This window comes from Aeromonas dhakensis, assembly GCF_000820305.1.
Classification (GTDB): domain Bacteria; phylum Pseudomonadota; class Gammaproteobacteria; order Enterobacterales; family Aeromonadaceae; genus Aeromonas; species Aeromonas dhakensis.
On the sequence record NZ_CDBH01000048.1, the window covers coordinates 1 to 12,883 of the forward strand.

At 64.2% G+C, this 12,883-nt stretch carries 10 protein-coding genes; 3 read left to right on the plus strand and 7 right to left on the minus strand.

Annotation, left to right across the window (positions count from 1 at the left end):
* Positions 1 to 81 precede the first annotated feature (81 nt).
* Positions 82 to 966, minus strand: a complete 885-nt coding sequence (locus BN1143_RS14035; RefSeq protein ID WP_042051056.1) for a LysR family transcriptional regulator — start codon at positions 964 to 966, stop codon at positions 82 to 84.
* A 117-nt stretch (positions 967 to 1,083) separates the two neighbouring features.
* Positions 1,084 to 1,839 carry a YciK family oxidoreductase gene (locus BN1143_RS14040; protein WP_042051058.1) on the minus strand — a complete coding sequence of 252 codons (756 nt, stop codon included), beginning with the start codon at positions 1,837 to 1,839 and terminating at the stop codon, positions 1,084 to 1,086.
* Between the two features lie 233 nt (positions 1,840 to 2,072).
* Between BN1143_RS14040 and sohB the strand changes: the two genes are divergently transcribed.
* Positions 2,073 to 3,080: a protease SohB gene (gene sohB, locus BN1143_RS14045; protein ID WP_042051060.1), complete on the plus strand. Its 1,008-nt coding sequence runs from the start codon at positions 2,073 to 2,075 to the stop codon at positions 3,078 to 3,080.
* Between the two features lie 73 nt (positions 3,081 to 3,153).
* Here sohB and astB read toward each other — a convergent pair whose 3' ends face one another.
* The gene (gene astB, locus BN1143_RS14050; RefSeq protein WP_042051061.1) at positions 3,154 to 4,491 is read right to left on the minus strand and encodes an N-succinylarginine dihydrolase; all 1,338 of its coding nucleotides are present in this window, start codon (positions 4,489 to 4,491) and stop codon (positions 3,154 to 3,156) included.
* A gap of 361 nt (positions 4,492 to 4,852) precedes the next feature.
* On the opposite strand from astB, the gene topA reads away from it, so the two are divergent.
* Entirely contained in the window at positions 4,853 to 7,474 is a 2,622-nt protein-coding gene (gene topA, locus BN1143_RS14055) for a type I DNA topoisomerase (RefSeq protein ID WP_042051062.1), read from the plus strand.
* A 114-nt stretch (positions 7,475 to 7,588) separates the two neighbouring features.
* Positions 7,589 to 7,756 (plus strand): hypothetical protein, encoded by a 168-nt coding sequence (locus BN1143_RS22650; protein ID WP_005303277.1) that lies wholly within the window; start codon positions 7,589 to 7,591, stop codon positions 7,754 to 7,756.
* Positions 7,757 to 7,771: 15 nt separating this feature from the next.
* Here BN1143_RS22650 and BN1143_RS14060 read toward each other — a convergent pair whose 3' ends face one another.
* The 4 genes from BN1143_RS14060 to BN1143_RS14075 all read right to left on the minus strand — a co-directional run bounded on the left by BN1143_RS14060 (position 7,772) and on the right by BN1143_RS14075 (position 12,809).
* Entirely contained in the window at positions 7,772 to 8,128 is a 357-nt protein-coding gene (locus BN1143_RS14060; RefSeq protein ID WP_042051063.1) for an MGMT family protein, read from the minus strand.
* 67 nt (positions 8,129 to 8,195) lie between these two features.
* Positions 8,196 to 9,749 (minus strand): methyl-accepting chemotaxis protein, encoded by a 1,554-nt coding sequence (locus BN1143_RS14065; RefSeq protein WP_042051064.1) that lies wholly within the window; start codon positions 9,747 to 9,749, stop codon positions 8,196 to 8,198.
* Positions 9,750 to 9,964: 215 nt separating this feature from the next.
* Positions 9,965 to 11,833 (minus strand): beta-N-acetylhexosaminidase, encoded by a 1,869-nt coding sequence (locus BN1143_RS14070; RefSeq protein ID WP_042051065.1) that lies wholly within the window; start codon positions 11,831 to 11,833, stop codon positions 9,965 to 9,967.
* Positions 11,834 to 11,936: 103 nt separating this feature from the next.
* Positions 11,937 to 12,809, minus strand: a complete 873-nt coding sequence (locus tag BN1143_RS14075; protein ID WP_042007192.1) for a glucosamine kinase nucleotide-binding domain-containing protein — start codon at positions 12,807 to 12,809, stop codon at positions 11,937 to 11,939.
* Between the last annotated feature and the right edge of the window lie 74 nt (positions 12,810 to 12,883).

The window sequence follows — 12,883 nt, forward strand, 5'->3', positions numbered from 1 at the left end:
AATATAGGGAGGACGGCGACCGCTAGCCCGCCCCCTCCCCCCCGCCGCCATCAGGCAGTGAGGCGGGGGGGAGGGGGCGGGCTAGCGGTCGCTGTCGTCCTGATATTCGTTGCGCAGGCAGCGCAGCAGCAGCTCGGTGGCCGGGCCCAGGGCGTCGGCCGACGGCGTCAGCAGATAGGTATAGAGGTGGCGCTCGTTGCCACCGGCTAGATCCAGCGCCACCAGCTCGCCGCTCGCCAGCTCCTCCTGCACCAGGTGGCGGGGCAGCCAGGCATAGCCGAGGCCGAGCCTGAGCATGGCGATCACCTCGTGGTAGTGGGTCGCCTTCCAGCCGGTGTCGTCCGCATCGTTCCAGTCCACCGAGCGGTGAATAGGGGGATGCAGGCTGATCTGGTTGTGGCCGGCCAGCGCCTCGGCGGCGATGGCGCCGCCCTGGGTGGCGAGCGGGTGATAGGCCGAACAGAGCGGCAGCAGACACACCTCGTCCAGCGGCAGACCGGTGCGATCGTGAGGCAGGTGTTCGGAGAGCATCAGATCCCCCACCTGCAGGGCGTTGAAGTGGCAGTGGATGCGCTCGTGCAGATTGACCCGGCAGCCCCGGCTGCGGGGGTAGAAGTGGGCCAGCGCCCGATAGAGCCGCTCGCGCGGCTGCATCACCGACACATAGAGGTTGATCTGCGGCTCCCACTGCCGCTCCAGGTTGTTGGCCAGGTTCTCCAGCTCTTCCACCTGCTGACTGAGCTGACGGGCCCGCTTGAGGAAGATCTCCCCCGCCGGCGTCAGCACCGCCTTGCGCCCTCTCACCTCCAGCAGGGCCACCCCCAGACTCTGCTGCAGTTTGGCTACCGCATGATTGAGGGAGGACTGGCTCTTGTTCAGCGCCTCGGCGGCTTGGGCGTAGCCGCCACAATCCACCACGGCCTGAAAGATCCGCCATTGCTCAAACGTGCTCTTGGGACGAAACATATCTCAACCTGATAAGGGACTGGATGGAACGGGCCTTGCCATATTCGCAACAGGGTGCCGACGGCACCCTATTGAATTTAACCCCATGCCGCGCAGGGTTGGGGTTATTTTGTTGATTTATTTGGGCTGGGCCACAAAGGTCTGGCCGGTTTTGCCCTTGCTGTCCACTCCCATCAGATAGAGATAGAGCGGCATCAGGTCGGCCGGAGTCTTGAGGGTCTGCGGATCTTCGGCCGGGAAGGCGCTGGCCCGCATCTTGGTGCGGGTGCCACCCGGGTTGAGGGTGTTGACCCGCACCGAGGTGTTCTCCAGTTCGTCCGCCAGCACCTCCATCATGCCTTCGATGGCGAACTTGGAGATGGCATAGGTGCCCCAGTAGGCGCGGCCCTTGCGACCCACGCTGGAGGAGGTGTAGACGATGGAGGCATCGCCCTGCTCCTTGGCGGTCTGGCGGATGAGCGGCAGCAGCGCCTGGGTCAGCAGGAATTCGGATTTGACGTTGACCTGCATCACCTCGTCCCACTCCTGCTCCTGGATGTGTTCGAACGGTGACAGGGTGCCGAGCAGGCCGGCGTTGAACAGCACGCCGTCGAGGCGGCCGAACTGCTGGGCGAAGGTCTCGGCCATGCCGCGATAGTGGGCGGCGGTCGCCCCCTTCAGATCCACCGGCACGATGGCGGGCAGCGGGTGGCCGGCCGCTTCGATCTGGTCGTAGACAGCTTCCAGCTTGGCGCTGGTACGTCCGAGCAGGATCACGGTGGCGCCGTGGGCCGCATAGGTGAGTGCCGCTTCGCGGCCGATGCCGTCACCGGCACCCGTGACCAGAATGACCTTGTCCTTGAGCAGATCCTGGGGGGCCTGATAATCGAACATGACAACTCCTGTTAACAATTCGTGACTGATGCGCCCGGCAATAGAGGGGCAAGTGTACTGATCCCGCACGGCGTTTGACCAGTATGAGATGGCAAAAATGTGAATAAATCAGAGGGGTTGTGATTGTCGATTGGCATTTCTGACGGGTTGACGCAGAGTTTTTGCGCGCACCGGGCAAACTCCCTAGAATGTGAAAAAATCGTCCCCCCGGGGGCACACCAGTGGAGCATCAAGTGGCATTTTTGACCGAATATGGCCTGTTCCTGGCCAAGACCATTACCCTACTGCTCGCCATCGGCGCCGTCATCCTGATGGTGGTAAGCAGCCGTCAGCCCAAATCCCGCAAGGGGGAGCTGGTGGTGACCAATCTCTCCAGCGAGCTGGAGCAGGGGCGTCACCAGTTGCAGGCTGCATTGGCCGGCAAGGCGGAGCGCAAGCAGCTGGAGAAGGCGCGCAAGGCCGAGCACAAGGCGCGAGCCAAGAGCGAAGATGCCCGCAGCCGGCTGTTCGTCATCGATTTTCACGGCAGCATGGATGCCAGGGAGGTGGCCTCCCTGCGCGAAGAGGTGAGCGCCGTGATAGGGGTGGCCCAGCCGGGCGACGAGGTGCTGCTGCGGCTCGAATCCGGCGGCGGCGTGGTGCACGGTTACGGTCTGGCGGCCTCCCAGCTGCAGCGGCTGCGGGATCGTGACATCAAGCTGACCGTGGCCATCGACAAGGTGGCGGCAAGCGGCGGCTATATGATGGCCTGCGTGGCGGATCAGATACTGGCGGCGCCGTTCGCCATCGTCGGCTCCATCGGGGTGATCGCCCAGTTGCCGAACTTCAACAAGCTGCTGAAAAAGCACGACATCGAGTTCGAGATGCACACCGCGGGTCAGTACAAGCGCACCATCACCATGTTCGGCGAGAACGACGACCTGGGGCGCGAGAAGTTTCGCGAGGAGCTGAGCGCCATTCACGAGCGCTTCAAGGCATTCGTGGCCGAGCACAGACCCAACCTCGACATCGACAAGGTCACCACAGGCGAGCACTGGCTGGCGAGTCAGGCCAAGCAGCTCGGGCTGGTGGACAGCCTCTGCACCAGCGATGACTATCTGCTGGCCCAGGCCAGCCAGCACAAGGTGGTCGGCATTCGCTACAGCAAGCCGAAAAGCCTGACCCAGAAGCTCGGCCAGCAGGCTGCCGTGGCGCTGGAATCCGGTCTGGGTCGCCTGTGGCAGCAGGGCCCCTGGCGCTGAGGTACAGTTCAAGGACGGAAAAAAGAGAGCCGGGCACTTGCCCGGCTCTCTTTTTTTATAGGGTTGGAGCGCTTTAGCGCTGGAACGGGTAGACGGAACCCAGTTTCAGGATCTGGGTCAGCTCGTCCAGCGCGGTGCGGGACTCCATCACCAGCGCCGGGTCGCGCAGGTCGTCCAGTGCCAGGCTGTCGCGGTAGTGTTTCTCCACCCAGGCGTCCAGGCGGGCAAACTGGCCGTCGTTGATGAGGCAGGCCGGGTTGACCGCGGCGAGTTCGGTGTCGTTCATGGCGACCCGCAGCCGCAGGCAGGCGGGGCCGCCGCCGTTCTTCATGCTCTGCTTCACGTCCATGTAGTGCACCCCCTTGATCGGGGTCCCCAGGGTCACCAGCTTGGCCAGATAGGCTGACACCGCCGGGTTGTCGCGGCACTCGGTGGGGGCGATGATGGCCATCTCGCCAGACGGCAGGGTCAGGATCTGGGTGTTGAACAGATAGGACTTCACCGCATCCTGCACCGACACCTCGGCAGTGGGCACCTCGATAAAGTGCAGCTCGCCGTCACCGAACTTGGTGCGCACCTCGGCCAGTGCCGAGGCGGTGTTGAGAAACGCCTGCTGGTGGAAGAAGAGCACGTTCTGGTTGCCCACCGCGATCACGTCGTTGTGGAACACCCCCTGATCGATCACGTCCGGGTTCTGCTGGATGAAGACCGCGCTCTCGTCTCCCAGGCCGTGCAGGCGGGCAATGGCCTGGCTCGCTTCCAGGGTCTGGCGGGCCGGGTAGTGTTTGGGGGCGGGCTGGGAGACGTCGAAGGCGCTGCGGCCATAGACGAACAGCTCGACCCCGGACTCGCCATAGGCGCGGCACAGCCGGGTGTGGTTGGCGGCCCCCTCGTCACCGAAGTGGTCGTTCTCCGGCAGGTGTTGATGGTGATAGAAGTGGCGGTCGTTGTTGAACACGGCGCGCAGGATTCGGCCGGTCACCTCGGGCTCGAGGGAGCGGTGAAACTTGTTGGTCAGGTTGGCAGGTGTGAAGTGGATGCGGCCATCCTGGGTATCGGCACTGGGGGAGACGGTGGCGGCGTTGGCGGTCCACATGCTGGAGGCCGAATAGCAGGCGGCCAGCACGGCGGGCGCCTGTTTGGCGGCCTGGGCCAAGACGCTTGCATCGTTGCCGGTGAAGCCGAGGCGACGCAGGGTGGCGAGATCCGGCCGTTCCTGCGGGGCCAGTACCCCCTGCACCATGCCGAGGTCGGTCAAGGCCTTCATCTTGCGCAGACCCTGCTTGGCGGCCTCCTTCGGATTGGACGCTTCCTTGGCATTGTTCTGGGAGGCGACGTTGCCATAGGACAAGCCGGCATAGTTGTGGGTCGGGCCGACCAGGCCGTCGAAGTTGACCTCGAAGTGCTTCATTGAGTACATCCTTTCGATTTTTATATGGGTAGCGGTTCCTTCCGCGCACAATGCTGCGGGATGCAGCCATTATAAGGAGATTTTGTCTTTTGTAACAAGCTGATAACGAAACTGGTTTGTTATGTTACAAGAGCGGTTGGTTATGTCGTTTCCAATATAAAAAGAGGGTGGATATAGCATAAAAATAAAAAAGCGGTTGCTTCCCGCGGCTCGGCTTCGCATTAATAAATAAAGAAGCAAGGTGGTTCGGGCTGCTGGGCAAATTTGCTCACAAGATTGCTTTTTCCCGTCAAATCTCTTATACAGCCCCACAAAACCGCACACCAACCCCGTCGGGTGCAATGAGGATAATAGTTACAGCATGGGCAAATCACTGGTCATAGTGGAGTCTCCGGCCAAGGCCAAGACCATCAACAAATATTTGGGCAAGGACTACGTGGTGAAATCCAGCGTTGGTCACGTGCGCGATCTGCCGACCAGCGGCAGCGCCAGCAACGAGCCCAAAAAACCTGTCATTCGCGGCATCAAGCTGAGCGAATCAGAAAAGGCTGCCAAGGAGCGCAATGCCCTGTTCTCACGGATGGGGATCAATCCGACCGCAGGCTGGCAGGCCAACTACCAGATTTTGCCCGGCAAGGAAAAAGTGGTCAGCGAGTTGCAGAGTCTGGCCGAGAAGGCCGACACCATCTATCTCGCAACCGACTTGGATAGAGAGGGGGAAGCGATCGCCTGGCACCTGCGCGAGATCATCGGCGGCGACGACAGCCGCTACAAGCGCGTGGTGTTCAACGAGATCACCAAGACCGCCATCCAGGAGGCGTTCGCCCAGCCGTCCGAGCTGAACATTCACCGCGTCAATGCCCAGCAGGCCCGTCGTTTCCTCGACCGGGTAGTGGGTTACATGGTCTCTCCGCTCTTGTGGAAGAAGCTGGCTCGCGGCCTCTCCGCCGGCCGGGTACAGTCTGTCGCGGTGCGCCTCATCGTCGACAAAGAGCGTGAAATCAAGGCGTTCGTGCCGGTGGAGTTCTGGGATCTCAACGCCGACCTGCTGACCGGTGATAACGCCGATCTGCGGATGGAGGTGGTCAGCCGCAATGGCGCCGACTTCAAGCCGGTGACCCAGGCCGAGACCTTCGCCGCCGTGGCCGCCCTGGAAGGGGTTGACTACAAGGTGGTGAACCGGGAAGACAAGCCGACCGGTTCCAAACCGTCCGCTCCCTTCATCACCTCCACCCTGCAGCAGGCGGCCTCCACCCGGCTGAGCTTCGGGGTCAAGAAGACCATGATGATGGCCCAGCGCCTCTATGAAGCGGGTTACATCACCTATATGCGTACCGACTCCACCAACCTCAGCAAAGAGGCGGTCGAGGCGGTGCGGGAATACATCGGCGAGCAGTATGGCGCGGCCTACCTGCCGGCCGAACCGAACCTGTACGGTGCCAAGGCCAATGCCCAAGAGGCCCACGAGGCGATCCGCCCCTCCAGCGTGCTGGTGACGGCCGAGATGCTGGAAGGGATGGAGCTGGACGCCATGCGGCTCTATGACCTCATCTGGCGTCAGTTTGTCGCCTGCCAGATGACCCCGGCCCAGTACGACTCCTCCACCCTGACCGTCAAGGCGGGCGAGTTCGAGCTCAAGGCGCGCGGTCGCACCCTGCGCTTCGCCGGTTGGACCAAGGCGCTGCCGCCCATGGGTCGCAAGGGCGAAGACAGCCAGCTGCCGGCGGTGACCGTCGGTGAGGTGCTCAAACTGGTCAAGCTGGATCCGCGCCAGCACTTCACCAAGCCGCCCGCACGCTTCACCGAAGCGGCGCTGGTGCGCGAGCTGGAAAAGCGCGGCATCGGCCGTCCCTCCACCTACGCCTCCATCATCTCTACCATCGTCGACCGCGGTTATGTGCGGGTCGAGAGCCGCCGTTTCTTCGCCGAGAAGATGGGCGAGATCGTCACCGACCGGCTGGTGGAGAACTTCGTCGAGCTGATGAACTACGAGTTCACCGCCAAGATGGAAGACAAGCTCGACGGCATCGCCGAGGGGAGCCTGGAGTGGAAGAAGGTGCTGGACGCCTTCTACGCCGAGTTCACCCAGGAGCTGGAAAAAGCGGATCTGCCGGTGGAAGAGGGGGGCATGCGTGCCAACCAGATGGTGCTGACCGACATCGACTGCCCGGATTGCGGCCGCAAGATGGGCATCCGCACCGCCACCACCGGGGTCTTCCTCGGCTGCTCCGGTTACGCCTTGCCGCCCAAAGAGCGCTGCAAGAAGACCATCAACCTGGTCTCCGCCGACGAGTTCGTCTCCGCCACCGACGGTGACGAGGCCGAAACCGAGGCGCTGCGCGCCAAGCACCGCTGCGGCGTGTGCGGTACCGCCATGGATGCCTACATCATCGACGACAGCCGCAAGCTGCACGTCTGCGGTCGCAACCCGGATTGCGACGGCTACGAGATCGAGAAAGGCCAGTTCAAGCTCAAGGGCTACGAAGGGCCGAGCATCGAGTGTGACCGCTGTGGCAGCGAGATGCAGCTCAAGAACGGCCGCTTCGGCAAGTACATGGGTTGCACCAACGACACCTGCAAGAACACCCGCAAGATCCTGAAAAATGGTGATATCGCGCCGCCGAAGGAAGATCCGGTACCGCTGCCGGAGCTGAAATGCACCCAGTCCGACGCCCACTTCGTGCTGCGTGACGGGGCCGCCGGCCTGTTCCTGGCTGCCAGCAACTTCCCGAAATCCCGCGAGACCCGTGCGCCGCTGGTGGAAGAGCTCAAGCGCTTCAAGGAGCGCCTGTCGCCCAAGCACCAGTACCTGGCCGATGCCCCGGCGTCAGATCCTGACGGTAACGCCTCCATCGTGCGCTTCAGTCGCAAGACCAAGGAGCAGTACGTGATGACCGAGGTCAACGGCAAGGCGACCGGCTGGACGGCGCACTACGACAACGGCAAGTGGCAGGAGAGCCTGGCCAAGTCGAAGAAGGCGTGATTGCGCAGCGCGCACACTCTGATGAAAGAGGCCCCTAGCAGGGGCCTTTTTGTTTTCAGATGGCGGTATACTGAAACCGCTGCAAGGATGGCAGCGCTGGACACGGAGGTTGTGATGGAGATTAACGAGATCCGGCCGGGAATGACCTGTCTGACCCGGGAAGGAACCGCCTATGTGCTGGAAGTGGACAAGCAGAGTCTGCTGGTGCTGCTGCAACGGGAGTATGAAACCATCCCGGTGCAGGTGCGCAGCGACGAGATCCTGGCCCCCATCACCCGGTGAGGCGGGCCGCCATCGTCAAAAGGGCAGGAGAAACAGCAGCTCGGCGAGGTCGGGCTGCCACTGCCACTCCCGCATCCTGACCCGCCCGCCAATCACGGGCACTCCCTCCTCCTGCAGCAATCCCGCCTGTCTGTCAAAGCCAGCCGACCCCTTGGGCAGTGAAATGGTGCCCGCCGCGCCCAGCACCCTGTGCCAGGGCAGCACCTTGTCGGTCTCCCGCAGCACCTTGCCCACCAGCCTGGCCCGGCCAGGTAGCCCCGCCAGATCCGCCACCTGGCCATAGCTCACCACGCGACCGGCCGGGATCAGGGCGAGGATCGCCTCGATGCGGGCCACCTTGTTCAGCGGGGCTGGGGTCGATTCCGTTCTCATGAAGTTGACTCGTCAAAAACAACAGAAGCGCCATTGTGGCGCTTCTGTCGGGTGACTGGCAAATGTGTCAGCCGAAGGTCTGGCTGAGCCCCTTGAGCTGCCTGGCCCGCTCCAGCAGCTCCTGACTGGAGTCGTCGACCTCCTGCATCTTCTGGCTGTTGGCGTGGGAGTACTCGGAGATCTGGTGGATGCTGCGGCTGATGTCCTCCACCACCGTCTGCTGCTGCTCGGCGGCGGCGGCGATCTGGGTGGAGAACTCGGTCACCAGCTCGATCTCCTGCAGCACGGTATGCAGGCTGCTGGAGCCCTGACGGGTCATCTCGGCGCACTCGCGGGTCTGCTGCAGGTTCTCCTGCATCATCCCCTTCCAGCGGCCCAGGGTGTGCTGGATCTGCTGGATGCTGCCCTGGATCTGCTCGGTCGCCTTGTGGGTGCGGGTCGACAGGGTGCGCACCTCGTCGGCCACCACCGCAAAGCCGCGCCCCTGTTCACCAGCCCGGGCCGCCTCGATGGCGGCGTTCAGCGCCAGCAGGTTGGTCTGGTCGGCGATGCCCTGGATCTCTCCCATCACGCTGCCGATCCGCTCCGACTCGCTGGCCAGCTCCACCGCCGAGTTGAAGGCGAGCTCCGCCTGTCTGGCGAGCTGCTCGATGCGCTGCTCGGTCTGGGCCAACTGCTTGTCCGTGTGTTGGCAGCGGCTGCGGGCCTCGCTCACCTGACCGTTGGAGTCCTGGATGTTGCGGGCAATCTCGTGGGCCGTGCTGGCCATCTGGGTCATGGCGGCGGCCATCTGCTGGGTCTGGGCATCCTGCTCGTTGATGTCGAGGCAGGCCTGATGGGAGGCCTGTTTCAGGTTGCTGGCCAGGGCCTGCAGCGGGTTGGTCGCATCGTTGACCCGGCCCAGCACGGTGCGGATGCGGGCCTGCAGCATCTTGATGTGAAAATCGGCAATGGCGCCGGGGCCGTCACCTGAGTAGACCAGCCGGGTCAGGCTGTCATATTCGCGGCCCAGCTGCTGCAGATAGAGCGGCAAGGCGAAGAGCTCGCGCCAGTAGGCGCCGCCGATGAGCAGCAGGGGCAGCAGCATCAGCAGGGCTGTCGTCGGCCCCTGGCTGGCGAAGGTCCAGCCCACCAGGCCGAGCAGCAGCAGGGCGATGGCCGGTGCGCGCACCCGGGTGAGGGAGGGGAGGCGGCTGCCGGTACCGCGCTCGGCCTTGAGCAGGGCCTGGTAGGCCTGGCCGGCGATGCGCTTGAGCTGGGGATCCGGCTTGCAGCGCACCGACTGGTAGCCGCTGATCCGGTTGCCCTCGTAGATGGGGGTCACATAGGCATCGACCCAGTAGTAGCGGCCATCCTTGCAGCGGTTCTTCACCATGCCGCGCCAGGGTTTGCCCTCCTTGAGGCGGGCCCAGAGATCGGCGAAGGCGGCCTTGGGCATGTCGGGATGGCGCACCAGGTTGTGGTTGTGGCCGACCAGCTCGTCGACCGAGTAGCCGGCGATGCGGCAGAAGGCGGGGTTGGCGTAGGTGATCACCCCGCGCAGATCCGTGGTGGAGACCAGTTGTTCGTCGGCAGGAAACTCCACTTCGCTGTCCAGGGTATGGACGTCTCTGCGGGCCATAGGAATACGCTCCGATGTTCTTGTTGATAACTTTGTCGTTGTTATTGTGGCAGATCTGGAGATGGCCGCAGGCTCGCGCCAGCAGGTGGCAGACCGGCTTCATAGGGGGCTGAATTTTGCCAACAATGGCGGATGAATGGTAGGGGCAAGTTGATGTTTTGTTGGTTAATCGTAAAAAAAGGCGGCCATCAGGCCGCCAAGGAAAAAAGATAACACTACCTCTGCGGTACCCGGTAACGCACCTGGAGCTGGTCGAGGATCTGCAGCTGGCCCGGCAGACGGGCGGCGAAGTGCTCCCACCCCTTGCGGGCGGGGGCACTCCAGGCCACCTCGGCGGTCGCCAGCATGCGCGGGAACAACATATAGTCGAGACGATCACGAGAGGTGATCAGCTCCGACCATAAGGGGCTCAGCACCCCCAGGATGTTATCGTTGGCATGGAAATCGGCTGGGGCCGGGTCGCACGCGTAGACCTGCGCCAGATTGAGGGTGCCCGCCCAGTAGAGGCCGGGTTCATGGATGTCCTGACTCCAGGCAAGGTCCAGATAGAGGTGCTGGGCCGGCGCCATCACCACTGGATAACCCGCCGTGGCCGCGTCGAGCCCGGCCTGGAAGCTGGTCCAGGCGAAGATGGTGGCGTCCCGGCTCACCTTGTCGCCGTGCAAAATCTCCTCCCAGCCCAGCATCCGCTTGCCCTTGCCGGCCAGGTACTGCTGGCAATGACGCAGCAGGTGGCCCTGCAGCTCGCGACAATCCTGATAGCCCTGCTGTTTCATCAGTTGCTGGCAGGCGGGGCTGTCGGTCCAGACCCCGCTGGGCACCTCGTCCCCCCCCATGTGCACCAGCGGCCCCGGGAACAGCTCGCACACCTCGTCCATCACGGCTTCCAGGAATTGATAGGTGCCGGGCAGGGCCGGGTTGAGCACGTTGTCGTCAAAATATTGCACCGACAGGTAGCGGGAGCGGTCGGCCTCCTCCACCAGCAGTTCGGGCAGCGCCTTGATGGCGGCGTGGCAGTGACCCGGGATGTCAATTTCCGGAATGATGGTGATGCCGAGCCCGCTGGCATAGGCCACCAGCTCGCGCACCTCGCTCTGGGTGTAGTAACCGCCGTAGGGCTCGGGGCCGCCGCTCAGCTGGGGCCCGACGGCCAGGCCGTGGCCGCGCCAGGCGGCCAGCTCGGTCAGCTGGGGGAAGGCCTTGATCTCGAGGCGCCACCCCTCGTCATCGGTCAGGTGCCAGTGGAAGCGGTTGAACTTGTAGAGGCTCATCAGCTTGAGCAGGCGCTTGAGGGTGGGCAGGGAGTGAAAGTGGCGGGCACAGTCGAGAAAGATGCCGCGAAAGCCGAAGCGCGGCGCGTCGCTTAGCTCGATGCAGGGCAGGCTCTCGCCGTGCTGCAGATACCACTGGGCCAGGCTGACGAGGCCATAGCGCCAACCTGCCTCGCCGCCGGCGGCAATCACTATCTCCTCCGGGGTGATGGTGAGCCGGTAGGCCTCCTGGCCCAGACCGCTTTCAACCAGCCGGATCTCGGCGTCGTGATCCTGCGCCAGCGCGAGCCCGGTCAGCTCGTTGAAGTGGGCCAGCAGCGGGCCGAGCAGGGGGCTCGGGCCGCTGACGTGGGCGCGCTCCGCCAGCCGGAAGTTGCCCTCCAGCAGCAACAAGCGATCCGGCTGGGGCACTATGCCGGCGAGGGGCTCCACCTCGGGCAGATCTGGCGCCGCAGTGGCGGATTGTGGCAGGCCCAGCTCCTCGCCGGTCAGCTCCACCGGCATCAGCTGGGGGCCGCTGCTGGCCCGGGGCAGGCTCAGGAAAAAGCCGCGCGGCATGTCGGAGAGGCGCTTGATGGGGGTGCTGCGACAGCAGAAGCGCAGCTCGCTGGCCCCCGTTTGCGGGATCAAGACCTTGTAGCTGCCGCTCTGGCGCTCTAGCTCCCCTCCCTCTACCGAGCCGGGGTCGATGTGACGGGCCAGGCAGAAGTGGAGCTTCCAGGGGGCATCTGGCAGCTGGCTCAGGCTGAAACGAAACCAGACGTCGTCACCATCGCGTCGGTCGACCTGGGTGTGGATCAGAGGTGCGGACATGAAAACTCCTTCGGTTGCACGAGCAGGGGACCGGCCGCCCTGGTGAAGGCGGCTGGCGATGGTTGAGGGGAGGGCGTGCCGGTGCTGGCCCGGTACGCCCGGTTCAGGAGTGCAGGCATGGCAGCGCCTCCGTCTTGGCAAACAGGATGGCCCCTTCCAGCGCGTCGGCGCCGGGGCTGACCAGCGGCAGGTGCGCCAGACGGGGGGCGAGGCGCATGCCGATGCCGCCGAGCAGGGCAATCCGGTCGGCGCCCAGCTGGCGCATCCCCTCCAGCAGGATGGCCAGCTGCTGGCAGGTCTCCTCCAGCAGCTGGCAGGCGAGCTCGTCGCCGTCGCTGGCGGCATCGAACACCCAGGGGGCGAAGCGGCCGTAGTCGGCGGGGATGGCGCGGGCGGCCCAGCGTACCACCTCGGCCTGATCCCGCTTGAAGTGATCGAGCAAGCGGATGGCCAATGTGCTGGGGGGCAGGATGCCGTCGTGGCAGAGCAGGGATTGCTGGATGGCGCGCAGCCCCAGCCAGGCGCCACTGCCCAGATCCGAGATGGGAAAGCCGCGGCCGGAGCAGGTGTGCAGCTGGCCGTGGCGATAGATGAGCCCGGCCGAGCCGGTGCCAGCGATGAGAATGGCCCCCTCCTCGCCGCCAAAGGCGCCCAGGCAGGCACCGAAGGCGTCGGAGGTGAGTCGCACGCTCGCAAAGGGGAAGGGCATGGTCAGCATGGCATGATAGCAGTCGGCCAGCTCGGCGGAGGCGAGCGCCAGCCCGACCCCCATCCGTTGCTGGGCATCCTCAGCCAGGCCGGCCTCGAGACGGGCCTGCTCGATGGCGGCCAGCACGTTGCCATGGGCGATCTCGATGCCAAGCTCCAGGTTGGAGCCGGCGGCGCGCCCCTCGCCGAGCAGCTTGCCGGCCCGATCCCGAATGCGGGCGCGGGTGTGGGTGCCGCCACCATCCACCCCGACCCAGTACTCAATCATGACGGCCTCCCTGATCATTTGGAGCACTCAGGGTATTTTGCCAGCTGATGGCCAGGGCAAACCTGGCTGGCTGT

Bases quoted from the DNA above. Each gene is read 5' to 3' on its own strand.
- BN1143_RS14035 (WP_042051056.1), bottom strand. From the start codon at position 966: ATGTTTCGTCCCAAGAGCACGTTTGAGCAATGGCGGATCTTTCAGGCC.
- BN1143_RS14040 (WP_042051058.1), bottom strand. From the start codon at position 1,839: ATGTTCGATTATCAGGCCCCCCAGGATCTGCTCAAGGACAAGGTCATT.
- astB (WP_042051061.1), bottom strand. From the start codon at position 4,491: ATGAAGCACTTCGAGGTCAACTTCGACGGCCTGGTCGGCCCGACCCAC.
- topA (WP_042051062.1), top strand. From the start codon at position 4,853: ATGGGCAAATCACTGGTCATAGTGGAGTCTCCGGCCAAGGCCAAGACC.
- BN1143_RS22650 (WP_005303277.1), top strand. From the start codon at position 7,589: ATGGAGATTAACGAGATCCGGCCGGGAATGACCTGTCTGACCCGGGAA.
- BN1143_RS14060 (WP_042051063.1), bottom strand. From the start codon at position 8,128: ATGAGAACGGAATCGACCCCAGCCCCGCTGAACAAGGTGGCCCGCATC.
- BN1143_RS14065 (WP_042051064.1), bottom strand. From the start codon at position 9,749: ATGGCCCGCAGAGACGTCCATACCCTGGACAGCGAAGTGGAGTTTCCT.
- BN1143_RS14070 (WP_042051065.1), bottom strand. From the start codon at position 11,833: ATGTCCGCACCTCTGATCCACACCCAGGTCGACCGACGCGATGGTGAC.
- BN1143_RS14075 (WP_042007192.1), bottom strand. From the start codon at position 12,809: ATGATTGAGTACTGGGTCGGGGTGGATGGTGGCGGCACCCACACCCGC.